The organism is Mesorhizobium sp. CA16, from assembly GCF_020165175.1.
Taxonomy (GTDB): Bacteria; Pseudomonadota; Alphaproteobacteria; order Rhizobiales; family Rhizobiaceae; genus Mesorhizobium.
In genome coordinates this window covers 23,974-47,374 of sequence record NZ_JAIUHP010000022.1, presented here as the reverse complement: position 1 = coordinate 47,374, position 23,401 = coordinate 23,974, and the positions used below count along the sequence as shown (strand labels likewise).

The 23,401-nt window shown below is 64.2% G+C and carries 22 protein-coding genes; 14 read left to right on the top strand and 8 right to left on the bottom strand.

Translation table 11 applies throughout. The features are described from left to right. The first annotated feature begins 155 nt into the window (after positions 1 to 155). Positions 156 to 1,373 carry a TadE/TadG family type IV pilus assembly protein gene (locus LB525_RS25045; RefSeq protein WP_224548495.1) on the top strand — a complete coding sequence of 406 codons (1,218 nt, stop codon included), beginning with the start codon at positions 156 to 158 and terminating at the stop codon, positions 1,371 to 1,373. A 28-nt stretch (positions 1,374 to 1,401) separates the two neighbouring features. Here LB525_RS25045 and LB525_RS25040 read toward each other — a convergent pair whose 3' ends face one another. Both LB525_RS25040 and LB525_RS25035 read right to left on the bottom strand, forming a co-directional pair. Next, on the bottom strand, positions 1,402 to 1,632 hold the full coding sequence (locus tag LB525_RS25040; protein ID WP_140845461.1) for a hypothetical protein: 231 nt from the start codon (positions 1,630 to 1,632) through the stop codon (positions 1,402 to 1,404). A gap of 72 nt (positions 1,633 to 1,704) precedes the next feature. Next, positions 1,705 to 1,938, bottom strand: coding sequence for a polymerase (locus LB525_RS25035; RefSeq protein ID WP_095768474.1), 234 nt, complete (start codon positions 1,936 to 1,938; stop codon positions 1,705 to 1,707). 395 nt (positions 1,939 to 2,333) lie between these two features. Between LB525_RS25035 and LB525_RS25030 the strand changes: the two genes are divergently transcribed. From LB525_RS25030 to LB525_RS25015, 4 genes are all read left to right on the top strand, one after another. Next, positions 2,334 to 2,714 carry a cupin domain-containing protein gene (locus LB525_RS25030; RefSeq protein WP_140845412.1) on the top strand — a complete coding sequence of 127 codons (381 nt, stop codon included), beginning with the start codon at positions 2,334 to 2,336 and terminating at the stop codon, positions 2,712 to 2,714. Between the two features lie 270 nt (positions 2,715 to 2,984). Then, positions 2,985 to 4,244, top strand: coding sequence for a DNA polymerase IV (dinB, locus tag LB525_RS25025; protein WP_224548492.1), 1,260 nt, complete (start codon positions 2,985 to 2,987; stop codon positions 4,242 to 4,244). Between the two features lie 224 nt (positions 4,245 to 4,468). Further along, positions 4,469 to 5,707 (top strand): patatin-like phospholipase family protein, encoded by a 1,239-nt coding sequence (locus LB525_RS25020; protein ID WP_224548482.1) that lies wholly within the window; start codon positions 4,469 to 4,471, stop codon positions 5,705 to 5,707. A gap of 162 nt (positions 5,708 to 5,869) precedes the next feature. Then, positions 5,870 to 6,574 (top strand): SDR family oxidoreductase, encoded by a 705-nt coding sequence (locus LB525_RS25015; RefSeq protein ID WP_224548480.1) that lies wholly within the window; start codon positions 5,870 to 5,872, stop codon positions 6,572 to 6,574. A gap of 38 nt (positions 6,575 to 6,612) precedes the next feature. On the opposite strand, the gene LB525_RS25010 is transcribed toward LB525_RS25015, so the two are convergent. Together LB525_RS25010 and LB525_RS25005 are read right to left on the bottom strand one after the other, a co-directional pair. Next, a complete protein-coding gene (locus LB525_RS25010; RefSeq protein ID WP_095768274.1) occupies positions 6,613 to 6,843 on the bottom strand; it encodes a hypothetical protein in 231 nt (76 codons plus the stop codon). A 157-nt stretch (positions 6,844 to 7,000) separates the two neighbouring features. Continuing rightward, positions 7,001 to 7,444 (bottom strand): SRPBCC family protein, encoded by a 444-nt coding sequence (locus LB525_RS25005; RefSeq protein ID WP_095768273.1) that lies wholly within the window; start codon positions 7,442 to 7,444, stop codon positions 7,001 to 7,003. Positions 7,445 to 8,018: 574 nt separating this feature from the next. Between LB525_RS25005 and LB525_RS25000 the strand changes: the two genes are divergently transcribed. Genes LB525_RS25000 through LB525_RS24990 form a run of 3 tightly spaced genes read left to right on the top strand, consistent with a single transcriptional unit; the run spans position 8,019 to position 12,514 of the window. Next, positions 8,019 to 9,443: a family 16 glycosylhydrolase gene (locus LB525_RS25000; RefSeq protein ID WP_095768272.1), complete on the top strand. Its 1,425-nt coding sequence runs from the start codon at positions 8,019 to 8,021 to the stop codon at positions 9,441 to 9,443. 12 nt (positions 9,444 to 9,455) lie between these two features. Continuing rightward, positions 9,456 to 11,201: a type I secretion system permease/ATPase gene (locus LB525_RS24995; RefSeq protein ID WP_224548478.1), complete on the top strand. Its 1,746-nt coding sequence runs from the start codon at positions 9,456 to 9,458 to the stop codon at positions 11,199 to 11,201. After that, positions 11,198 to 12,514, top strand: a complete 1,317-nt coding sequence (locus tag LB525_RS24990; RefSeq protein WP_224548476.1) for an HlyD family type I secretion periplasmic adaptor subunit — start codon at positions 11,198 to 11,200, stop codon at positions 12,512 to 12,514. The genes LB525_RS24995 and LB525_RS24990 overlap by 4 nt, the downstream gene beginning before the upstream one ends. Before the next feature lie 122 nt (positions 12,515 to 12,636). Here LB525_RS24990 and LB525_RS24985 read toward each other — a convergent pair whose 3' ends face one another. Genes LB525_RS24985 through LB525_RS24970 form a run of 4 tightly spaced genes read right to left on the bottom strand, consistent with a single transcriptional unit; the run spans position 12,637 to position 17,694 of the window. Next, positions 12,637 to 14,415 (bottom strand): ABC transporter ATP-binding protein, encoded by a 1,779-nt coding sequence (locus LB525_RS24985; protein WP_224548474.1) that lies wholly within the window; start codon positions 14,413 to 14,415, stop codon positions 12,637 to 12,639. Continuing rightward, complete coding sequence (locus LB525_RS24980; RefSeq protein WP_224548471.1) at positions 14,412 to 15,431, bottom strand: glycosyltransferase family 2 protein; 1,020 nt, start codon at positions 15,429 to 15,431, stop codon at positions 14,412 to 14,414. Before LB525_RS24980 ends, LB525_RS24985 begins: the two co-directional genes overlap by 4 nt. Next, positions 15,428 to 16,537, bottom strand: a complete 1,110-nt coding sequence (locus LB525_RS24975) for a glycosyltransferase family 2 protein (protein ID WP_224548469.1) — start codon at positions 16,535 to 16,537, stop codon at positions 15,428 to 15,430. The genes LB525_RS24980 and LB525_RS24975 overlap by 4 nt, the downstream gene beginning before the upstream one ends. A gap of 2 nt (positions 16,538 to 16,539) precedes the next feature. Beyond that, a complete protein-coding gene (locus tag LB525_RS24970) occupies positions 16,540 to 17,694 on the bottom strand; it encodes an acyltransferase family protein (RefSeq protein ID WP_224548559.1) in 1,155 nt (384 codons plus the stop codon). Between the two features lie 457 nt (positions 17,695 to 18,151). Between LB525_RS24970 and LB525_RS24965 the strand changes: the two genes are divergently transcribed. The 6 genes from LB525_RS24965 (at position 18,152) to LB525_RS24940 (ending at position 23,388) form a co-directional block, all read left to right on the top strand. Beyond that, positions 18,152 to 19,030, top strand: coding sequence for an ABC transporter permease (locus LB525_RS24965; RefSeq protein WP_224548466.1), 879 nt, complete (start codon positions 18,152 to 18,154; stop codon positions 19,028 to 19,030). After that, positions 19,027 to 19,869 (top strand): ABC transporter permease, encoded by an 843-nt coding sequence (locus tag LB525_RS24960; RefSeq protein ID WP_224548464.1) that lies wholly within the window; start codon positions 19,027 to 19,029, stop codon positions 19,867 to 19,869. The genes LB525_RS24965 and LB525_RS24960 overlap by 4 nt, the downstream gene beginning before the upstream one ends. Continuing rightward, a complete protein-coding gene (locus tag LB525_RS24955; protein ID WP_224548453.1) occupies positions 19,866 to 21,008 on the top strand; it encodes an ABC transporter substrate-binding protein in 1,143 nt (380 codons plus the stop codon). Before LB525_RS24960 ends, LB525_RS24955 begins: the two co-directional genes overlap by 4 nt. Next, positions 21,001 to 22,158, top strand: coding sequence for an ABC transporter ATP-binding protein (locus LB525_RS24950; protein WP_224548450.1), 1,158 nt, complete (start codon positions 21,001 to 21,003; stop codon positions 22,156 to 22,158). Before LB525_RS24955 ends, LB525_RS24950 begins: the two co-directional genes overlap by 8 nt. A gap of 168 nt (positions 22,159 to 22,326) precedes the next feature. Further along, the gene (locus tag LB525_RS24945; protein ID WP_224548448.1) at positions 22,327 to 22,572 is read left to right on the top strand and encodes a DUF1127 domain-containing protein; all 246 of its coding nucleotides are present in this window, start codon (positions 22,327 to 22,329) and stop codon (positions 22,570 to 22,572) included. 237 nt (positions 22,573 to 22,809) lie between these two features. Next, the gene (locus LB525_RS24940; protein ID WP_224529713.1) at positions 22,810 to 23,388 is read left to right on the top strand and encodes an OsmC family protein; all 579 of its coding nucleotides are present in this window, start codon (positions 22,810 to 22,812) and stop codon (positions 23,386 to 23,388) included. The last annotated feature ends 13 nt before the right edge of the window (positions 23,389 to 23,401 follow it).

Below are 23,401 nucleotides of genomic sequence, written 5' to 3'. Positions count from 1 at the left end.
CGCACTAAGACTTAAGGCCTATAAAGGCTCGGACTTAAGGTCTAAGCGTCGGTAGAACCATGCATTTTAGCTCTCTCTGCATTTTATCTATTTTGGAAATCGTCCGTAGAGACGGCGCGCATATCACTCTCGGACATACGATGAGGGCGAACTCCATGTTGGGACGTTTTTTGGCATCGAGGCGCGGCAACTTTGCCATCGCAGCCGCGGTCGCCATGGTGCCGCTTATGCTTGGCGTGGCGGCATCCATCGACCTGATAGGCACGAGCGACGACGCCGCGCAGTTGCAGAACTCGCTGGACGCGGCCGGCTTGGCGATCGGCACGAAATACCTGCCAGGCATGTCGGCGAGCGACGTGCAGCAACTCGGCCAGACCTTCTTCGCCGCCAATATGAGCGCAGCCGACGCGCAGGAACTATCGGGCAGCCTCGCCGCCTTCCAGGCCAGCGCGAGCGGCGGTCCGGGTGCCTATTTCATTTCGCTGTCGTCGAGTATCAGCCGGCCGGCCTTCGTCGCCGGCATGCCGGCCTGGCAGGCGACGCGCACCGCCTCGGTCAAGCTCAAACCCGGCGCGCAAGCCTGCGTGCTCGCGCTCAATCAGCACGCCGACGGCGCGGTCAACCTGCAGGGCTCGACCAATGTGGCGATGAACGGCTGCGTGATCGCGGCCAATTCAGACGCGCCCGACGCCGTCAATCGCGGCGGCTCGGCGATCGTCAGCGCCGGCTGCGTCTCGACGGTCGGCGGCACGCAAGGGCTGACGCCGCCAAACGCCACGCTTTCCTGCGGCGCGCCGCATGAGAACCAGTATGCTTCGTTCGATCCGCTGGCCGACGTCGTTCCTCCCGCCTACACGCTCTGCCTGCCGGTGCCCAATGGCAAAACGGTGACGCTCTCGCCGGGCACCTATTGCGACAAGACCTTGTCGGGAAAGATCACCCTCAATCCCGGCACCTACATCATGCGCAACGTCACCATAAAGCCGGGCGGCAACGGCAGCCTGAGCGGCCAGGGCGTGACGATCTTCCTGATGGAGAACTCACAACTCTATATCAACGCCAACGAGCAGGTGAACCTGTCGCCGCCCACCAGCGGCGCCTACGCCGGAATCACCATCTACCAGGGTCACGGCAACACACAGGCGCTGACGCTGAACGGCGGATCGGGCTCCGTGGTCAGCGGCTTCATCTACGCCCCGGACGCCGTCATCACCTATGCCGGAAATTCGGATATGAACGCCCAGGGCAGTTGCCTGCGGCTGGTCGGCGATACCATCTCGATGACGGGGAACTCGGCCGTGAAATCGGATTGCACGGCCGAACTCGGAGGCCGGACGGCGTATGCGGGCCGGATGATCACCCTGGCGAAATGAGCGCCAACCTCCTCCGCCAGGATCGCGCCTAGCCGACAATATCCGCGCCCGCTCGCTCGTCGAAGAGCACGGCGCAGCCGCGCTTGAGCGCGACCTGCGTCAAGGCGTTGGCCGCGTCCTCATCCGACGAGACGAAATCGCCGGTCAGGACGCGCAACTCCTCGACGGCCCTCGACATCGGCACGATACGGCCGGCCGAACGGTCGCTCACGCAGGCGTCGATGACGCACAGAAGATCGATGAGTTCGAAATTGTCCATGGCGGCCTCCGCCAGCGCCATCCCTTCGCTCCGTCAACGGCCCGGGGCGCGGACTGGTTCCCGCGCCCGGCTTCATCCGCGCGGCCTGGCGGGCGCGAGCTTGAGATCGAAGCGGGCCGGCAGGCATGGCTCGAGGCAGGCTCGGCGCAGCGATCCAGTCGCAATCGTATCGACCGGGAGAAGGATCACCATATGGGCCTGGCGCTCGGGCCAGAGCGGCCTGCCGAAGACGAAGAAGACGCCGCCGACCAGGCCGGCCAGAAGCAGTGCGGCAAACAGATTGGCGATCATCTTACCGGGTTGCACGGCCCGCAACTCCAGGAGCGGTTTCAGGGAAAGGCGTGCCCACCATATCGCAGGAATAGAGGGCACGCCGTGGTCAACCGCCGATGAAGGGACTTTGTCCGGCGGCTTGCTAGCCAATGATTTTGGTGCCGTCGTTGTTTCCTGAAAATAGGCGTGTCGGGCCTCTGCGTTCGTGCGATGGGACTTCGGTCCGAAGATGGCCCGGGACCGTCGCCCGAGGGTCTGGAATATCCGCCTTCCACGACAATGCGCCAAGCGTTCGGCTGAGCTCGCGGTCACCTCAATTAATTAGCAATTCAATTAATTAGCAATCGCTCATAATAAGACTTATGAATACACTCGCGGTCGCCGACGATCGCAACGTCAGGCGCCGCTTCACACATGGGAGGGATACCATGGCCGAAGTTGCAATGAAGGTGACGAAACTCGAATCCAAATCGCACAACAATCCCGACGAGGTCCGCGCGCCCGCCAAGACGCGTGTCGAGATCGTGCGGCTGCCGGGCTATACGCTCGGGCGAATGAACATGCAGCCGGGCTGGAAATGGTCCGAATGTGTGAAGCCGGTGGTCAAGACCGACAGCTGCCAGGTCTCGCATGTCGGCTATGCCGTGTCCGGCTCGATCACCGTACGGATGACCGACGGCACGCAAAAGACCATCGAGGCGGGCACTTCCTACACCATCCCGCCCGGCCACGACGCCTGGGTGGAAGGCAACCAGCCGTTCCAATGCATCGAGGTGCTGAGCGCCGAAGAATACGCCAAGCCGGCATAGCGCAGACAGTCGCAATTTACGTTCAGAAGCGAAGGAGGGATCGCCTCGCGAGGCGATCCCTCCTCATGCTGCGGCGGCGTGTCCCGCGCAAAGGTCATGCGCACAACCGGCGTTCTATCTGTGGCTGCGCCCCCAGTTGTGGAAACCTGCACGGCCAAGCGTGGTGGCTTGACAGAGAGCTTCTTTTGTTCTCTTTATGTTCCGTTAATTCCCCTTACAAAAGACGCAGCTAATGCTGCAATGCCACACAAATGGCCATGGGAGCGCGCGATGGCTGCCACGAACACCGCCGCGGCCGCCGTCCTGCATGCCGACCTCGACGCCTTCTACGCCTCGGTCGAGCAACTGCTAGATCCGTCATTGCGTGGCAAGCCGATCGCCGTCGGCGGAGGCGTGGTGCTGGCGGCCTCCTATGAGGCGAAAATCTTTGGCGTGCGCGGCGGCATGCCGGGCCGCAAAGCGCGCGAGCTCTGCCCTCAGCTCATCTTCGTCGGCGGTCATTTTTCTGAATACCAGCGCCTCGGCGACGCCGCGATCAAGGTGCTCGACGATTTCACGCCGGCGGTCGAGCGCATCTCGATCGACGAGGCTTTTGCCGACGTCGCCGGCTGCACGCATCTGTTCGGATCGCCGCAAGAGATCGCGCGAAAAATCCGCGAGCGGGTGAAGGCCGAGCTCGGTCTGCCGATCTCGATCGGCGTGGCGCGGACGAAGCATCTGGCCAAGATCGCCTCGCAGGTAGCCAAGCCCGACGGGCTGGTGGTGGTCGAGCCCGACAGCGAGCTCGCCTTCCTGCACGACCTGCCTGTCACGCTGATGTGGGGTGTCGGCCCGGCGATCAAGGCCAGGCTGGCCGAGATCGGTGTCGAGACGATCGGGCAATTGGCGCGCACCCATAGCGGGGCGCTGGAGCGGCTGATCGGCCATGCCGCCGGCCAGAAGCTTGCCGCGCTCGCCTGGAACCGCGACCCGCGAAAACTCGAGGCACACCGCCGCGCGCATTCTGCCGGCGCGCAATCGGCGCTCGGCAGGAAGCCGGCAGTGCCGCGCGTCTTCGTGCCGACGCTCCTGCATCTGGCCGACCGCGTGGCCAGCCGGTTGCGCGCCAAGGACCGGCCCGGGCGCACAGTGACGGTGCGGGTTCGCTTCGCTGATCTGCGCGCTGTGAGCCGCTCGATCACGCTCGACCAGCCGATCCAGGCGACCGCGATGCTGGCGGAGATCGCCGAGGAACTGGTGCGCGGCGTGCTTGCCGCCCATCCGGGCGAGAGGGACATCTCGCTGCTCGCCATCTCTGTCTCGCATCTGGAGGAGCATGCCGAGCTGCAGCTCGAACTGCCGCTCGGGCTGGCGGACGAGAAGCTGAGGCCCGGCAGCCGCAAAGGCCTCGCGCGCTTCGGCGCCGACCGGGCGGTGGACAAGATCCGCCAGCGCTTCGGCAAGGAGGCGGTCGGCTACGGCACGGTAGCGCTGGAAGGTCCGCGCTCAGTGCCGGACGGGTTTAGGGAATTGGCCGAAAAGGAGCTGTGAGTGGCTGAGGCATCTCCTCTGGCGCCATTGGAGATTGACGAAAGCCTACGCGCCGTCCGTGCGCTGCGTACCAACCGCTTCGGGTAATCTCCCCGTCCGTCGGCGCGGGCCGATTTCCAATCTGTGAAGTTACGCGTTCCCCCCACTTGCAAGAATGTCGGTGCTGGGCTCGATTGCGCAAAGCCAGGCTTAAGGACGCCGGACGGACAGGCAAGGGGGCCGCGATGGAGCCGATTGCGGCTGGATCACCACCGGACGCGGATGGCAGCGCGCCCGAACGCTATGATCTCGGCCTCTGCCTGTCGGGCGGCGGCTACCGCGCCATGCTGTTTCATGCCGGCGCGCTATGCCGCCTCAACGAGGCCGGGCTGCTCCAGAAACTCGACATGGTAAGCTCGGTCTCGGGCGGCTCGATAGCCGCCGGGCTGCTGGCGGTGCTTTGGCCGCGTTTCGCGTTCGTCAACGGTGTCGCCGCCAATTTCGATATCTATCTGGACAGGATACTGGAGTTCTCGCAAGTCTTCCTCGACGTGCCGTCGATCTTCAAGGGCCTGCTCAACCCGTTTTCCAGCGCGGCGCGCGAAGTCGCCGACTGCTACGAGAGACATTTGTTCGACGGCTCAAGGCCGATGCTGAAGAGCCTGCCGGAAAAACCCTGGTTCGTGTTCTGCTCCAGCAATCTCGGCACCGGCTCGCTGTTCCGGCTGTCGCGGCGCTACATCGCCGACTATCGCATCGGCGTCGCCTACCAGGCCGACCTGCCGGTGGCTCTCGCGATTGCCGCCTCCTCGGCCTTCCCGCCTTTCCTGTCGCCGCTGCGGCTCGAGCTCACGCCCTTCGCGTGGAAGAATGACAAGCTCGACCCGAGCGTCGGCCCGCCGGTGCCGCCTTCGCGCGCCGTGCTCACCGATGGCGGCGTCTACGACAATCACGGCATCGAGCCGGCGCTGAAACGCTGCCGCTGGCTGCTGGTCAGCGACGCCGGCGCGCCCTGGCAGGCTTCGAGCGCCGGCTATCGGAACTGGTTCTCGCAGTTGAAACGCGTGCTCGACACCACCGACAACCAGGTGCGCTCGCTCAGGCGCCGGGATCTGGTGGCGCGCTTCCAGGCGGCCAAGGACGCCGACGATCGTGGCCTGGCCAATGACGCGACCCGGCCCGGCTATGCGGCGACGCGCGGCGTCTTCTGGTCGATCGCCAGCAAGCCCGACACGGCCGAGCCGGCCTTCGTGCAAACCGCCGCCACCGCACCTGCCGATATCGGCACCTCGCTGCATTTTCTGGGCAGCGAAGAGACGGTCGACCTGGTGAACTGGGGCTATTGCGCCGCCGACCAGGCGCTGCGGGGCTGGTACGAGCCGGCAGTGGCTGCGGGCAAGGGCGTGCCGCTGAAAGCGGGCGACGTGAAGCCCGGCCGCTGCGCGCGAGTGTCGAAGACGCTGATGAGCATGTTCAAGGTTTGAGGGTGCTCGAACTGCCAATTTCCCCCTTTTGGGGGAGATTGGCAAGTTCCGCCGCCTTCGCCAATTATCAATCGCCTTGGCGCAATCCAATCCGGTTCATCCCCTGCCCTGCGCATGCTAACAGGGTCGCTTTCAACCCAAACACCCGGGATGGACAGCGACATGGCGACAGACAAAGTAGCTTTGGTGACGGCGGGCGGCAGCGGCATGGGCGCAGCGGCGGCCAGGCGCCTGGCGGCGGACGGATTCAAGGTCGGCGTGCTGTCCTCTTCCGGCAAAGGCGAAGCGCTGGGCAACGAGCTCGGCGGCTTCGGCGTCACCGGCTCCAACCAGTCGAATGAGGATCTGAAGCGCCTTACCGATGGCGCGGTGGAACGCTGGGGCCGCATCGACGTGCTGGTCAACAGCGCCGGCCACGGGCCGCGTGCGCAGATCATCGAGATCAGCGACGAGGACTGGCACAAGGGCATCGACACGTATTTCCTCAACGCCGTGCGCCCGACCCGGCTGGTGACGCCGGTGATGCAGAAGCAGAAGGGTGGCGTTATCATCAATATCTCGACCGCGTGGACGTTCGAGCCGAGCGCGATGTTCCCGACGTCGGCCGTGGCGCGCGCCGGGCTTGCCGCCTACACCAAGATCTTCGCCGACACTTATGCCCCCGACAACATCCGCATGAACAATGTGCTGCCGGGCTGGATCGACAGCTTGCCGGCGACGAACGAGCGCCGCGACAGCGTGCCGATGAAGCGCTACGGCACTTCGGATGAGATCGCCGCGACGATCTCGTTCCTGGCCTCGGACGGAGCCGCCTACATCACCGGACAGAACATCCGCGTCGATGGCGGCATCACAAGAGCAGTGTGAAAGGAGCGGTGTGAGGCAAAGAGGACGCCGCCCCTAGATCATCCGGGCCTGCGGGAATTGAGAACCCACAGAAAGACTATCGAGGCGACCAGGACGATCGAATTGCCGACCACGATGTTCCAAAAACGTGTCGGATCGTCCGCCAGAGCGACCCAATGCAACTTGCCGCGGACTTCGCCTGTCTTGATGCCGCAGGCAATGTTGTAGATCGCGATGGCGGCGAGCGCCGCCATCAGGACAAACAGGTCATTGTTCTTGTTGCGATCCATGGAAGCGGCTTTTAACAGCACTTGGTGAAATTTTGCTTACCTTGGGTAAGGCGGCGGCCGGAAGACCGACCGCCGCCCGCTCTCATCTTGACGCAATTCCAGAAGGTTACGGCGAAGGCGCCGGAACCTACGCACTTTTCCTGGAATAGCTCCGACCTTACTGGTTGATCTCGGGCTCGACGAGCTTGGCCAGGTTGCGCAGCGATTCCTGCCAGCCGAGATAGCAGGCCTCGGCGGGGATGGCGTCCGGGATGCCGGCCTGGGTGATGTTGACCTCGGTGCCTACCGAAACCTTCTTAAGGATCACGGTCACCTCTATCTGGCCCGGCAGGTTGGGATCGTCGAAGCGGTCCGTGTAGCGCAGGCGCTCGCTCGGAACCAGCTCGACAAATTCGCCGCCGAAGGAATGGCTGTCGCCGGTGGTGAAGTTGCGGAAGGACATCTTGTAGGCGCCGCCGACCTTGCCCTCGAACTCGTGAACCGTGCAAGTAAAACCGTTTGGCGGCAGCCATTTCGCCAGTGCATCGGCCTCGACGAACGCGCGGTAAACCTTCTCCGGCTTGGTCGCCAGGACGCGGTGCAGTTGAATGGTGCTCGGCATGTCTCGATATCCTCTCTTCGTTGATCGATGCCCCAAGGACGGGCAGCCCTCAGCCGATCCGACAGAGGCTGTCAAATTTTGTGGCCCGCGGCTACCCTGCCACCCTTGCGGCGGAGGCTGCGGACGTGAGCGCTTCGATCAGGTTGGGCATCGTCGGTGGCGCGGGCTGGCTGGGCGCAATGTGACGCGATGTGCGACGTCGTTGGCCATCGCTGTTCGTTCGGTCGATCGCTTTTGTCGAGCAAACCGAAATCGGATTCCGGCTCGAATATCCAACGTCGAACATATGGCGACTCAGCCCTTGCTCACCGCGCGCAGCCGCGCTGGTCGATGGCGGTCACGCGCGGCATCTTGCCCATATTTCAGCATGAGCCTCGCAATATTGAGTAAAATTGAGTAATTCGGGGTGTAATTATCGCGCATAAATTGTATTAGAAACCCCTTGTTATGTCTATTTCTAATCATTATCGATCAGCGGTAATTTTTTATCTGTACTGTGACGCGAATCCTTGGAACCATAGGCCGGCTTGCAGGTTGGCCTGAAAATCAGCCGCCACCAAGAAAGGAGTGTCCGATGAGTTTCGTCGTCAACGCGGTAGGCGTTCCTCTTTATTATAGCGGCGCTTCCAACCATTGGTTTTCGGCAACGTCCGGACCGACATTCAACGGCAGCAGCGGCAACGACTCAATCTGGGCCTCCAGCGGCGTCAACGTCACCATGTATGGCGGCCAAGGCGACGACATCTATTACCTCTATTCGGCGGGCAACAAGGTGGTCGAGTACGCCGGACAGGGCATCGACACGATCAACACATGGATGAGCTACACGCTGCCGGACAATGTCGAGAACCTCGTCGTCACCAACGCCCACAACTATGCCTTCGGCAATGCGCTGGACAACATCATCACCGCCAAGGCGGGCGGCCAGACGATCGACGGCGGGGCGGGCAACGATGTGCTGATCGATGGCGGCGGCGGCGCGGACGTTTTCATCATCGCGAAGGGCAACGGCAGCGACTCGATCGTCAATTTCGCCTCGAACGATGCTGTGCGGCTCGATGGTTACGGATTCACTTCGTTCGCCGCCGTCCACAACGCCATGATCCAGGCGGGGCCCAATGTGGTGCTGAACCTCGGATCGGGCGAAATTCTCGAATTCAAGAACACCACGATCGACAAATTCCAGCCCAACCAGTTCCAGCTGCCGATCGACAAATCCGGCATGACGCTGTCCTTCAGCGACGAGTTCAACACGCTGAACCTGCACAACAGCCAGGGCGGCACCTGGGATACCAACTTCTGGTGGGGGGCGCCGAACGGCAGCACGCTAACGCGCAATGGCGAGCTGCAGTGGTATATCGACGCCAATTACGCCCCGACCAGCTCGGTGCATCCGTTCAGCGTGCAGGACGGGGTCCTCACCATCACCGCGGCGCAGGCGCCGGCCGACATCAAGCCGCTGATCAACAATTACGAATACACCTCCGGCATCCTGACCACGCATGACTCCTTCTCGCAGACCTATGGCTATTTCGAAATGAGGGCCGACTTGCCGGAACACGCCGGCGCCTGGCCGGCCTTCTGGCTGCTGCCGGAAGACGGCTCCTGGCCGCCGGAGCTGGACGTGATGGAGATGTACGGGCAGAAACCGAATTCGCTGCTGATGACCGCGCACACCAATCAGACGGGCCAGCACACCACGGTCGGATCCACCGTGAACGTCATGGACACCGCCGGCTTCCATACCTATGGCCTCCTTTGGACCCCGGACAAGCTGGTGTGGACCTATGACGGCGTGCAGGTCGCGCAAGCGGCGACTCCGTCGGACATGAACAAGCCGATGTACATGCTGGTCGATCTCGCGATCGGCGGACAAGCCGGCGCGCCGCCCGACCATCTCGCCACGCCGGCCCAGATGAAGATCGACTATATCCACGCCTATACGCTGGATGAGCTGCAGCAGAGCCATTTGAACGTCACGGGCGAACACACAGCCTAGGCGGTCGAGCCAATGTCACAGGAGAGCACTCCGGGTGCGATCAGGCAGGCCGGCGTGCGGCCGATGTTCCTGCGCGCCGTAACCGATGTCGGGCTGTTCTCGCTGCTCATCAACCTTCTGCTCCTGGTCATCCCGCTCTACCTGCTCCAGGTCTATGACCGGGTGCTGCCCTCCTCCAGCGTCGAGACGCTCGTGTATCTGTCGGTCATCGCGGTCGCGGCGCTCGGTTTCCTCGGCTTTCTCGACGCCGTCCGAGCCGTCTACACGCAGCGCGTCGCGGCGACGGTCAATGACAGGCTTGGCGCCAGAGCGTTCGCCGCTTCGCTCGGTTCCGGCAATGCGCCGTCGCCGCTCACCGACCTTGCCTCGGTCTGCGCCTTCATCCGCTCGCGCGGTGTCTCGGTGCTGTTCGACCTGCCCTTTGCGCCGGTCTTCCTCGCCCTGCTCTACCTGATCCATCCGCTGTTGTTCTGGGTCACGCTCGGCGGCGAGGCGCTGCTTGTCGTGCTGGTCTTCGCCAACCAGCTTGCCATCGGCAGGAACGATGCGCTCTCGGCGGAGCGTTCGGCCTTGGCCAGCCGGGCCGAGCAGGTCTTTGCCCGCAACGCCGACACGCTGCGCGCCATGGGCATGGTGGAAAACGCCGCGCGCGCCTGGGGCCGGCATGTGACGGAAGCGCTTGTCCTGCATGACCGCTCGGCCGGCGCCAACGCCGTCTTCAGCGGCGCGTCGAGAGCGCTGCGCATGATGCTGCAGCTGGCGATCCTCGGCACCGGCGCCTGGCTGGTGCTCAAGGGCGAGATGACGGCCGGCATGATCTTCGCTTCCTCGCTCGTGTCGTCGCGCGCGCTGCAGCCGCTCGACCAATTGATCGGCTCCTGGCGGCAGCTCGGTGAGGCCAGGCGTGCCTGGACGCGGCTGGGGACCGCGCTCGCGGCGCAACCGGCAGAGACGCGCAAGCTCGTCTTGCCCGACCCGACCGGTGCGATTTCGGCGCAGGATCTTTTCTTCATTGCGCCAAATGCCGCCTTTGGCGTCGAACCGATTCTCAAGCGATTGAGTTTCGCGATTCAGGCCGGCGAAGCGGTGGCGATCGTCGGCCCGAGCGGTGCCGGAAAGTCGACGCTGGCGCGGCTGCTCGTCGGGGCCGCCCAGCCGAGCGGCGGTACGATCAGGATCGACGGCGCGGAGCTCAGGACATGGGACGAAAACCAGCTCGGCCGGCATATCGGCTATCTGGCGCAGGAGGTCGAGCTTTTCCCCGGCTCGATCGCCGACAACATCGCCCGCTTCGATGCGCAGGCGGACGACGCCGCGATCGTGGAAGCGGCAAAGCGCGCCGAGGCGCATGAGCTGATCCTTTCGCTGCGTGACGGCTATCAGACGATGATCGCCGGGACGCTGTCGGGCGGCGAACGGCAGCGGATCGGACTGGCGCGCGCTTTCTACGGCAATCCGCGCATCCTGGTGCTGGATGAGCCGAGCACGCATCTCGACGGCGCCGGAGAGACGGCACTGGAAGCGGTGCTCGCGGCGGCCCGCGCTGCGGGCGTCACCACGATCGTGATCACGCATCGCCCTTCGATCGCCACCGCTTGCGACCGTGTGATGGTCTTGCGCGGCGGCGCGATCGAGGCGTTCGGACCGAGCGCCGAGGTGCTGCGCCAGCCGGGCAAGCAGCGGAACACGGTGGTCACAGGATCGTTCGCGCCGACCATCCGCGCCTCGCACGGCATCGCCACGGGTCCTGGACGATGACGCAGAGCCTCATCCTCGAAAGCCGCCCGCGCACCGACTTCCGGCGCACGGCCTTCGCCGGCTATGCGGCGATCGCGCTGATGGTCGGCGGCTTCGGTTATTGGGCGGCGAGTGCGCCGCTGGCAGGCGCGGTGATCACGCAAGGCACGATCGCGGCGACCAGCGGCAACATCCTCATCCAGCATCGCGAGGGCGGTATCATCAGGCAGTTGCTGGTGCATGAAGGCGACCGCGTGCGGGAGGGCCAGGACCTCATCCTGCTCGACCGGACCGCCGCGGAAGCCGATCTCAACCGGCTGACAAGACAATGGATCGCGCTCAAGGCAAGCGCGGCGCGGCTGGAGGCCGAGCGCGACGGCCTAGCCACGCTGGCGCCGATCGCCGACCCCGCGCCGGCGCCGTTCCAGCAGGATTTCGAAAACCTCATCCGCGAGCAGCAGAAGGAATTCGACGCCAAGCTTGCGCGATTCCGGTCGGAGCAGTCGATCCTGGCGCAGCGCGTCGCCATGCATCGCGAGTCGGTCAAAGGGCTGAACGCGCAGAAGGCCGCAATCGAGCAGCAGGCCGAGGTGGTGAAGAAGGAGCTCGGCATCAAGACCGACCTTCTGAACCGGGGCCTTACCGACCGCAGGGAATATTCGCAGCTTTTGCGCTCGGAGGCCGACCTCGTCGGCCAAGCCGGCGCGCTCGAGGCGGACCTCGCCTCGGCCAGCACGCAGATCGTGGAAGCGGAGGCGCAGACCGAGCGCGCCACGACGCAGCGCGTCGAGGAAGCGCTGACGAAGCTCGACGATGTGCGCATCAACCTCGCCGACATCGAGGAGCGGATGCGCGCCGCGCAGGCGGTGCTGAAGCGCACGACGATCACTGCGCCGGCGGCGGGCATCGTCGTCTCCTCGACCTACAATTCGCAAGGTAGCGTGGTCGCGCCCGGCGAAAAGATCATGGAGATCCTGCCCACGACCTCGGGCCTGGTGGTCGACGCCAGGCTGCGGCCGAAGGACATCGACCAGGTGCATGTCGGCCAGCAGGCAAAGCTCCGGCTGTCGGCGCTCAACGCGCGCCTGACGCCGGAAGTCCCGGCCACGGTGAGCGAGATCTCTGCCGACCGGTTGATCGACGAGGCCACCCACGAACCCTATTTCCGTGCCAGGCTGAAAATCGCTGATGCCCTGCCCCCCGGCGTGAAGGCGGACCAGCTCTATCCCGGCACCCCGGTCGACACCTTCATCAGCACCGGCAACCGGACCTTCTTCGAATATCTGGTACGCCCGATGATGGACTCGTTCGCACGGGCGTTCAGGGAAAGGTAGGGCAGCCCTTCCGGCCGCCTCGGAACGCCCTTTGCGCCAGAACCGTCCTCGCTTCGGCATATAGGAGGAGGAGGAGGAGGAAGTGATGACGAAGAAGATGCGGGCGAGCCCTGCTCGGCTCCTCACTCCGGCCGATACAACTCATCCATACTAAGCTTCGCCATCTCAGTGAACGGCGCCTGTTTCTTCACTCTACCATGCTCCAGGATCACCAGGTCGTCGCAGAACGAGATGGTGCTGCGGTGGTGGCTGATGACGATCGTGGTGCGGCGGCCGGCGCGCGACTTCAGCGTCTCGACGATCGCCGCTTCCGAAAGCCCATCCACCGCGTTGGTGGCCTCGTCGAGGATCAATATGTCGGGGTCGCGTACAAGAGCGCGGGCGAGCGCGATGCGCTGCCTTTGCCCGGCCGAAAGGTTCACCCCGCGATAGCCGACCACCGTCTGGTAGCCTTGCGGTAGCGTTTCGATGAAGCCGTGCGCCTCGGCAAGCTCGGCGGCGCGGCGGGCCTCCTCGAACGTCGCCGTGTCCTTGCCATAGGTGATGTTGTCGAGGATCGTACCGTCGACCAGCTCCAGCTCCTGGCTGGCCAGAGCGATGTGGCGGCGCCAGTCGGCCGGGTCGATCTCGCCGAGCGGCGCGCCGTCGACGAGGATCTTGCCTGCATCCGGCTCGACGAAGCGACAGAGCAGGTTGACGATCGTCGTTTTGCCGGCGCCGGAGCGGCCGATCAACGCCGTCGAGTGCCCGCTCACGATGTCGAAGCTCGCCGCGTGCAGCACCGCCGCGCGCTGCTCCTCATTGGCATAGCTGAAGCTCACGCCCTCGAAGGCGATTTTTTTCGTTAAGGCGGCGAACTGCCGGCTGCCCTCGGGCGGCGCGGGCTTGCCATCGGGATCGAGCAGCCAGGTCACCTCTTCCAGCGAGCCGGAAAGACCCTGCAACTGGCTCCAGGTCATCTGCAAGGCTCTGATATGCGGCTGCAGGCGGTAGAGCAGGATGAGGAAGGCGGCGACCAGCGGGAAACTCAAGCCCGCAAGCCAGGCGCCGATCACCACCGCCAGGAACAGCATGGCGTGCAGAACTTCGGTCAGCGGCCCCAGCGCGCCCTGGCGGTTTGAGAGCAGGAAGGCCGCGCGCCGCACGCCGTCGGATGCCTTTTCGAACGCCGCCTTCTCACGCGCCTCCTGGCCGAAGATGCGGATCAGCCGGCCAGCATGGACGAGATGCAGCATTTGCGAGGCCAAGGCGCTGTTGCGCGCCGAAACATTGCGGCTGGGTGCCCTGAGATGCGCCGACAGCGCCATATGCGCCGCTTGCACCAGCGCCAGCCCCAGCATCACCAGGAGCGTCATCGGCCACGAGAGCAGCAACAGAAAGGCGAGCAGGATGAGCGCCGCCGAGGCGCTGACGATCGCGCTGAGCATACCCTGGATGGCATCCGATGCCCGCCAGGATTCGCTGGAGATGATGTTGAGCAAGCGGCCCGGGCTTTGCCTGAGAAAGAAGGGATAGCCGACATTGAGCAGCCGCTCGGCCAGGGCGCCGCGTATCGCTTGGCTCGCCTTGCCGTAGATATGAGCGGTCAGCACCGAATTGGCGAAGGCGAGGAGGTTCTTGAGCAGGATCGAGCCGAGGATCGCGGCCGAAATCGCAATCAGCCGCTCACGCTCGCCTAGCCCGGCGCCGACCTTCTGCAGGAGGGCGGAGAGGCCGGCCATGCCGGTCGTCTCGCCATGGCCCATGATGATGCCAAGCAGCGGGATGATCAGGCCGATGCCGAGCCCTTCGAGCGCGGCACTTGCAAGTCCGAGCACGACGACGACGGGCATCAGGCCGAGCTGACGCCGTCCGAGCGCGCGCTGCAATATCGACAAGATAGGGGCTTTGGGTTCGATCATCGCGCGCCGGCCTCGGCCCTGGCCTCGGTGGTTTCCTGGGCGGGCCTCTCCTGCCGGTCAGGCCGCCCGGCCAGCACCAGGGCCATGAACTTCGCCGCGCCCGCCAGGTTCATCAGCACGATCGGCCAGTGCGACAGGCTGAGCTCCTGGTCGAAGCGCGGACCGCCGAAGAGCTCGCGCGTGGCCGCCCGCGTTGCCCAGTAAAAGTGACGAAGCAGCCACGGGGCGCGGCGCATATGTTTCAGGCAGAGCGCACCGTTGCCGAAATGATAGTCGCGGTGCAGCCGTTCGATCGCCCCGCGGTCGCGCCTTCCATGATGGTGGAAGATCGTCATATCCGGCACATACTCCACCGCCATACCGGCCAGCATGGCGCGCACCAGGTAATCCGTATCCTCGGCCGAGCGCAGCGCTCCGCCGGCGCCGAAGCGTTCGTCGAAGGGACCGATCAAGGCGGCAACATCGCGATGCATGGTCATGTTGCAGCCGAGCACGAAGCCGCCCGGATGGACGGCGCGCGTCAGCCGCTTGCGCTTTTCGCAGCGATTGATGGTGAAGGGCAGGTCCCCGGCGTCGCCGATCTCGACGCGGCCGCCGCGGATCAGCCATTTCTCGCCACTCGCATAATGCCGCTCGAGATCGACGAGATAGTCGCGGTCGAGCCGGCAATCGTCGTCGACGAAGACCAGCACACGCCCGCGCGCCCGCGCCATCCCGGCATTGCGCGCCGCCGCCAGTCCGGGCCGTGGCTCACAGATAGCCGTCAGCGCTATATCGGACGCCGTGGCGATCCGCGAGAGATAGTCGGCCGTACCGTCGCGCGAGCCATTGTCGACCACCACCAGCTCGGCGGCGAAGGCAGGATGCGTCCGGCAGGCGGCGCGGATCGAATCGATGCAGGACTTCAGCACCGCCGCGCGATCGCGCGTGCAGACGATGAAAGAGACCTCAGGCCGCTGGCTCGGGCCGGGAGGCGAGCGTAGATGCTGCAGCAGCGGATGGCGATCGGCGTTCATGCCGCCCCCATCCGATAAGGCGCAAGCACGGACGCCGCCGGCGCGGATTTGAAGCGATAGGAGACCCAGTCCGCGCGTTTGCCAGCCCATATCGAAGCCTGGCTCAGCCAGGGCGCCCAGGCGCCGGCGCGCAGCGCGTATTTCTCGCGGCGGCGGATGACGTCCCACTTCGCCGTCAGCGTCAGCAACTCATGCGCCAACGCCGGCCGCTGCTGGTCGTTGACGAGCTGGTAGAGGAAATAGAACAGGTTCAGCGCGCCGGCCTCGAAGCTCGGCCGCGATGCGGCCGGCAACTCGGCGACCCGCTCCTCCAGGCTGCGGATGAACGCGGCCGCGCGGCGCACAGTATCGAACGAAACACTGTCGCCAATGGCGCGCAGATCCTGCGTTTCGTCCGCCAGCCCCTCGCGCTCGAGATTTTCGCCGACAATCCGGAGGTGCGTGCGCCGCATCTCGCTTGTATGCAAGCTGGTCACGCTGCCGGGATGCAGGCGGTAGACGAGCAGGCTTTCCGACATCAGCGCCGCCGGATAGCGGTCGGCCAGCCGCCGGAAGAGATCGAAATCCTCGGCATGCCGGTAGCGGCCATCGTAATACAGGTCTGCCTCGCCGATGACCCGGCGGTTGTAGACCACCGTCGGGTGCATGAAGATCGTGAAGAACTTCGACAGCACCGGGAGGAGACCGAGGCGGAACACCGGATCCACCCTGCCCCGTGCGACGCGGCCGTGCAGCAGCGTGTCGACAAGCGAGCCGCAGAAGCCGAGTTCGGGCCGCGCGGCAAACAGCGCCGCCTGGCGCGACAGGCGCCAGGGATAGGCAAAGTCGTCGGCATCCATCCGCGCCACCAACTCGCCCCGGGCTATTGACAGCCCCTCGTTGAGGCTGGCGACGAGGCCGCGATTCTCGCGCGAGATTATGGATACGCGGCCGTCCGCCTTGCGGAAGCGCTCCAGGATTTCCAGCGACCTGTCGGTCGATCCGTCATTGATGGCGATGATTTCGAGCCGGTCGTAGTCCTGCCGCAGGATCGATTGGATTGCAGCGCCGAGATAGAGCTCGGCATTGTAGATCGGCAGCACGACGGAGATGAGCGGGCGTATCATTGTCAGCTCCGGTCCGTCGGCTGCAGATCGAGCGCCGCTTCTGCGCCGGGATATGTGGCGCCGAACCGCCGGGTCTCGCTCGGCGCACGAGCGCGTGGCCGCGCGACATAGGGGAAATAGCGCTTGAAGCTGTTGAGCGGCTTTTCGAACAGCACCCAGGACAGCGAGGCGACAATCAGCGTGGCGGCGCCCGCGACCAGGAAGCGGCCCGGCCCCTCCTCCGAGACGTTGAGCGGGATCCACGGCTGCGCCTTTACGGTGTAAGCGAGGAGGATCGCGTGATAGAGATAGACGCCGTAGCTGATGCGGCCGAGGAAAAGCAGCGGAGGCAGTTCGGCCAGCCAGCCGAGCGTGCCGGGAAGGCCGTTCGAGCACATCGAGACGATCGCCACCAACGGCACCAGCGGCAGCACCTGCACCAGGAGCCAGCGCGGCCATTCCCAGGTCGAGTTCGCCGGCCCCGGATCGGACAAGACGACGAGTAGGAAGAGCGCCACGAATGCCGGCCAGCCGAACCGCATCCAACGCGGCACGCCGGCGCCCCTGGCGCGACGTACGGCAAGCAGCGCGCCGCAGGCAAGGGCATCCATCGAGGCCGGCGGCAACAGGTCTCGGGCCAGCGCCGGGTTGGCGGCGATCGGCCAGTAGAAGCGGTAGGCGAGCGAGAAGCAGATGAGGCCAATGGTGATCGCCTCGATGCGCCTGCGGGGCGCCAGGAGCACGATCAGCGGCCAGGCGATGTAGAACTGCTCCTCTATGCTGAGGCTCCAGAAATGGCAAAGCAGCCAGGGCGTCCAGTCGTTGCGATGCGCGTACCAGAAGTTCGACAGATAGAGCGCGTGCCAGACGAGCGACGATCCAGCCTGTTCAAGATCGGTAAACCAGACGAAGGCCAGTACCGCGAAATAGGGCGGGAATATTCGGATCGCGCGCCTGGCATAGAAGGAGCGCAGCGCCGATCCAGCCGCGAATTGGTCGGCGTCGCGCGCCTCCAACAAAAGCCTGGTGATCAGGAAGCCGGAAAGCACGAAGAACAACCGCACTCCGAGATGACCAAGGAAGGACGTGCCGCCGGGCGCGAAGAAATGCGAATAAAGCACAAGCGTGACGGCAGCAGCCCGGAGCGCGTCAAGCTGGAGGTCGCGACCGCCGGGCATCATTCGCAGCCGCTGGTGCTGACGACATGGCCCGGGCCGGCGGCCGCAACATCCGTGCCGGTCAACGGAAAACGCAAGCGTGCCGACTCCTAAACCGTATATTCGCCTACGCTAAAGGACTGCGGCACAAAATGGTGCGGTGCAACACAGAATAGTTATCAGCCTGAATGAAAACGTGACCGTTCGTTCCAGGAAATGACACGTCTATGCCGCTATTCTGCCTTTTTTGGCGAAGCGGCAGGCTCCAACCAATGCGGATGCATCAAGCTCTTCGAAGCTGCTGGAGAACCGCTCAGACAACGCCACAATGTAGCCCGGCGACATACCAAAAGGGGTTACCCTCCTCGCTTCCATCTCTCTGGCTCAATCACCGCCTGTAGACATCGCGGCGGCAATGAAACAATCTTCACTGCGGGAACATAAGCGCTTCGAAGAAAGCGCGGACCTTCGGGTGCGCATGAAAAATCGATGGACCTTGTACGATCCACGCCTGGCCTGGATGCTGGTTGCACCGGTGCTTCTGCTGCTGATCTTCTTCCTGGTGCTGCCGATCGCGGTGATGGCGGCCTATACGTTCTTCACCTTCGTCACTGCCGGCGTCGAAACCAGCGCGCTGACCACCGCCAACTGGCAGGAATTCTTCAGCGACAGTTATTATTCCGGCTTCCTGCTGAAGACGTTGAGGGTCGGCGCGATCACCGCGCTGCTGTGCGGCGTACTCGGCTACTTTCCGGCCTATTTCATCTGGGCGACGAGCTTCAGGCACAAATGGCTGCTCTTGCTCCTGCTCATCGTGCCGTTCTGGATCAGCTTCACCATCCGCACCTTTTCCTGGATCAACATCCTTGGCGAACAGGGCGTCATCAACGTCGCGCTGCTCAAGATAGGCATCATCAATGCGCCGCTGCCGATGCTCTACAACGAAGGCGCGGTAATCCTGGGGCTGCTGCATTTCCTCCTGCCCTACATGATCCTCAACGTCTATGTCAGCCTCGAGGGCATTGACCGCACGCTGATCTCGGCGGCCCGCTCGATGGGCTGCACCAGCGCGCAGGCGTTCCGCGAGGTGACGTTGCCCCTCTCCCTGCCGGGTCTCGCGGCGGGCCTGCTGCTCTGCTTCGTGCTGGCGGCCGGCAGCTATGTGACGCCGCAGCTCTTGGGTTCGGGCCGCGACGCGCTGTTCGGCAATTTGATCTATGACACCATCATGAGCGAATTGAACTGGCCGATGGGCGCAACGCTGTCGATCGTGCTGTTCCTCGTGCTCGGCTTCTTCGCCGCGATCTACACCCGCTACATGGGCATGTCGCAGATCGTGAAGGGGTTGGGCGGATGAAAGCTGCGCGACCGAACAAGGAAGGCAAATGGGCCTGGCGGCTGACCGGCTTCGTCACGCTCTGCGTCTACATCTTCATGTTCGCGCCGATCGTGGCGACCGTCATCCTGTCGTTCAACGCCTCGATGTTCGGCGGCTTCCCGATGACCGGCTTTTCGCTGCAATGGTACGCCAAGCTGATGAACAATGACGCGGTGCTGACGGCCTTCCGCACCTCGCTGTGGATCGCGCTGGTCACCGCAGCCGTCACCACGGCAATAGGCGTCGTCACGGCCTTCGCGCTGGCGCGCTTCGACTTCCGCGGCAAGCAGGCGCTGAGCACGCTTGTGATCCTGCCGGCGCTGGTGCCGGAAACCATTCTCGGCGTCGGCCTTCTGGTGCTGATCAAGGCGATCGACCAGCCGCGCACCATGCTGCTCCTGGTGCTCGGCCACATCCTGCTTGCGGTACCTTATGTGGTGCTGATCGCGCAGGCGCGCATGGTGGGCATAAGGCGCGTCTATGAGGAGGCGGCGCTTTCGCTCGGCGCCTCGCGCTTCTCGTCCTTCCGCGAGATCACGCTGCCGCTGCTCATCCCGGCGGTCGTCGGCGGCGCGCTGCTCGCCTTCACCATTTCGTTCGACAACACGTCGGCCAGCCTGTTCTGGCGGCCGGCTGGAGTGGAGACCATGCCGACGCAAATCCTCTCGATGCTGAAAATCTCGATTAGCCCGGAGATCAACGCGCTCGGCACGGTGATGATTGTGGTGACCGTCGGCATCCCGCTGATCGGCGGCCTGCTGATGCAAAGCCTGACAAAACTGAGAAGACGCGGCGAACCCAAGGAGGAAGCACGATGAAACTGACCACCACCAAGCGGCTGGAGCGGCTGCACGACCGCTATGTCAACGGCGATCTCAGCCGACGGACGTTCCTGAGTCTGACCGCGGCTGCTGCGGCCTCGGCCGGCCTCTCCATGCCATGGATGAGCCGGGCGCTTGCCGCGGTCGAGCAGGTGCGCTTCGACGGCTGGGGCGGAACGGTGCAGGACGCGATCGACAAATATGCCTTCCAGCCCTACACGGCCAAGACCAAGATCAAGGTGGTCCAGGGCACGTTCGGCGACGAGAACGAGATCATCACCAAGATCAAGACGGCCAAGCCCGGCGACTTCCAGATCGTCCATTCGTCCGGCGTCAATTATTACATCAAATATATCAATGCCGGGATGAACTCGGAGATCAACGAGGCCAACATTCCCAACATGGCGAATGTGCTGCAGCCGATGATCGAGCCGTTCCGCAAGCTTACGCCGAAGCTATCGGCCGTGCCTTACGATTACGGCACCACCGGCATCGCCTACAACACCAAGGTGATCTCGCCGGAGGAAGCCAAGGAAAAGGGCGCCGGACTTCTGCTCGATAAGAAATATGCCGGCAAGGTCGGCGGCTATTCCGACATGACCACGCGCGTCTGGTACGCGGCTCTCGCCACCGGACAAGACCCCAACAACCTCAAGGACATGGACGCGATCTGGGCCAAGGTGCGCGAGACGCGCGACCTCGCCAAGAAATTCTGGAGCTCCGGCGCGGAGCTGATGGACCTGCTCTCCAAGGGCGAGATCGTGGTGACCGACGCCTGGTCGGGCCGCGTCGCGGCGCTGCAGGATCAGGGTCATCCGATCGGCTATCTCGATCCGGCCGGCTCCTACGCCTGGATGGAGGACATGCTGATCCTGAAAGGCTCGCCGATGGCCGAATGCGAGGAGCTGATCAACTTCATGCTCGATCCGGCGACCTCGATCGCGGTGGCCGAAGGCCAGAGCTATCCGCCGTCGCTCGACCCGAACAAGGTCAAGCTGACCGACAAGATCGCGAAGCTGCCGGCTTTCGATCCGACCGGCACGATGAAGGCGTTGACCTTCGCCGATCCGGTCTATTGGGCGAACAACGAGGACGCCTGGACCAAGCAGTGGAACAGGATCTCGAAAGGTGCCTGACAGCCAGGGCACGACACTTAATCCCCGGCCGGCCTCGGCCGGGGCGGAGGGCGCGAGCGCGGCCGCCGGGGCGAACAACCCGGCGGTCGAGTTCCGCAACATCGAGATAGCCTACGGCAAGTTCGTCGCGGTGCGCGATTTCTCGCTGTCGATCGGCAAGGGCAGCTTCGTCACGCTGCTCGGCCCTTCGGGCTGCGGCAAGACGACGATCCTGCGCTCCATCGCCGGGCTGGTCGATATTTCTGCCGGCCAGATCATGATCGGCGGCCGGCGGGTCGACGACGTGCCGATCTACAAGCGCAATATCGGGCTGGTGTTCCAGAGCTATGCGCTGTTTCCGCACAAGAGCGTGTTCGACAATGTCGCCTTCGGGCTGAAATACCGCAACGTCGCCAAGCCCGAGATCAAGCGCAAGGTCGGCCTGGCGCTCGACATGGTGCGGCTGCCGGGCAGCGAGAAGAAACTGCCCTCGCAATTGTCGGGCGGCCAGCAGCAGCGCATTGCGCTGGCGCGCGCCATCGTCTTCGAGCCGCAGGTGCTTCTGCTCGACGAGCCGCTCTCGGCCCTCGACGCCAACATGCGCGAGGAGATGCGCGTCGAGATCAAGAAGATCCAGAAGGAAACAGGCATCACCGCCATCTTCGTCACACACGACCAGGAAGAAGCGCTGTCGATGTCGGACCGCATCGTGGTGATGAATGCCGGCTCGGCCGAGCAGATCGGCACGCCGGAAGAGGTCTACGAGCGGCCGGCCACCGCCTTCGTCGCCGACTTCCTCGGCAAGGCCAACATGCTGTCAGGCACGGTGAGCAGGTCCGACGGGCCGACCATTGTCACGCTCGCCGGCGGCCAGACGGTCAATGTGCTTTCACCCAAGGCGCTGCCGCAGGGAAGCGCAGTCACCGTCGTGGTGCGGCCCCAGAAACTGTCGGTCGGTCGAGCGAGCGCCAATCGGTTGCCCGGCCGGATCGTGTCGGCCTCCTATCTCGGCGGCAGCGCTATCTACGAGGTCGACATAGGCGGCAAGGCGAACATCCGCGCCAACGCCCCGATCGACGGCCGGGTGCTGCGCGAAGGCGAAGCGATCGAGCTCGGCTTCGACGCCGACGACTGCGTCTTGCTGGACGAGACCGGGCTGCGGATTTCCTGAAGGCCGCGGCCGCCCTCGACCCGGACGCCGGCGGTTGGGCGCGTCAGCGGCAAACCTCCATTTCCACGGTAATTTCGACGCCCGCTCCAACGCTGGTTCCCCCGATCGTCAGCGACACTCCTCCCATCGACGACGCGAAGGATCGCGCGCAAAACGATGGAGACGACGATGACGACCATGGAACACACCGCTTATGAAACCGGCCGCGCGGGCCTCAGCCTTACTGGCTTTGCCGGCCGTTCACTCAGGCTTTTCTACCGTGCAATGAGGATGCGCAGCGACCGCGCCGCCATGCAGGCCATGCCCGACTATCTGCTCAAGGACATGGGTATCGCCCGTTCTGAAATCGATCATTACACCTCGATGCGCTACGCCTCCGACACCAACGGGATGGACATCCGCAGCGCCCGCTGACCGCCGATGGCGATCGTCGCCACGCCGTCGACAGGCCCCGGGCTTCCCCACGCCCGGGGCTGTTGCGTTCCGGCGCATTCGGGTCAAGACACTTCGTTTCAAACGATACGCCCGACGCAATTTCCACGGTAGGCGTATGAAAAATTCCACGGCCGCATCCACTCTCGTTCAAACGCTCCATCGGCAAACAGAGGCCGTCACGGCAACCAAGCCGCAAACGAACCTTTGGAGATGAAGATGCAACCCAACACCAAACCTGCACGGCTTCCGCTCAATGGCGTCGACACGCCGAACCTTTTGGCGACGATCAATTTCGTCGCCGGGCAGCCGGAGCTGGCCAAGTTCCAGTTCCGTGCTCACAACGAGTGGATCGAGGGCACGCACAGCAAGACCGTCATGAACGGCTTCTTCGGCGCCGGACAGGAGCAGAAGCACGAGAAGCCGCATTATGCCGATGCCGATCATCCGGCGATCTTGTGCGGCGCCGACAATGCGCCGACCCCGGTCGAGTGGCTGCTGCACGGGCTGGCGGGCTGCCTGATGGCGGGCGTCGCCAACATCGCCGCCGCGCGCGGCATCAAGCTCACCAAGGTGAAATGCTCGGTCGACGGCGACATCGACCTGCGCGGCATTCTCGGCATCTCCGACGAGGTCCGCAACGGTTTCCAGAACATCCAGGTGTCGTTCGAGATCGAAGGCGATGCGCCGGCCGAGAAGCTCCAGCAGCTGGTCGAGCAGTCGCGCGCCCGTTCGGCCGTGTTCGACGTGCTGACCAAAGGCGTGCCGGTCACCGTCGGCATCAAGACCATCCAGTAAGCAGGCCGGCGGT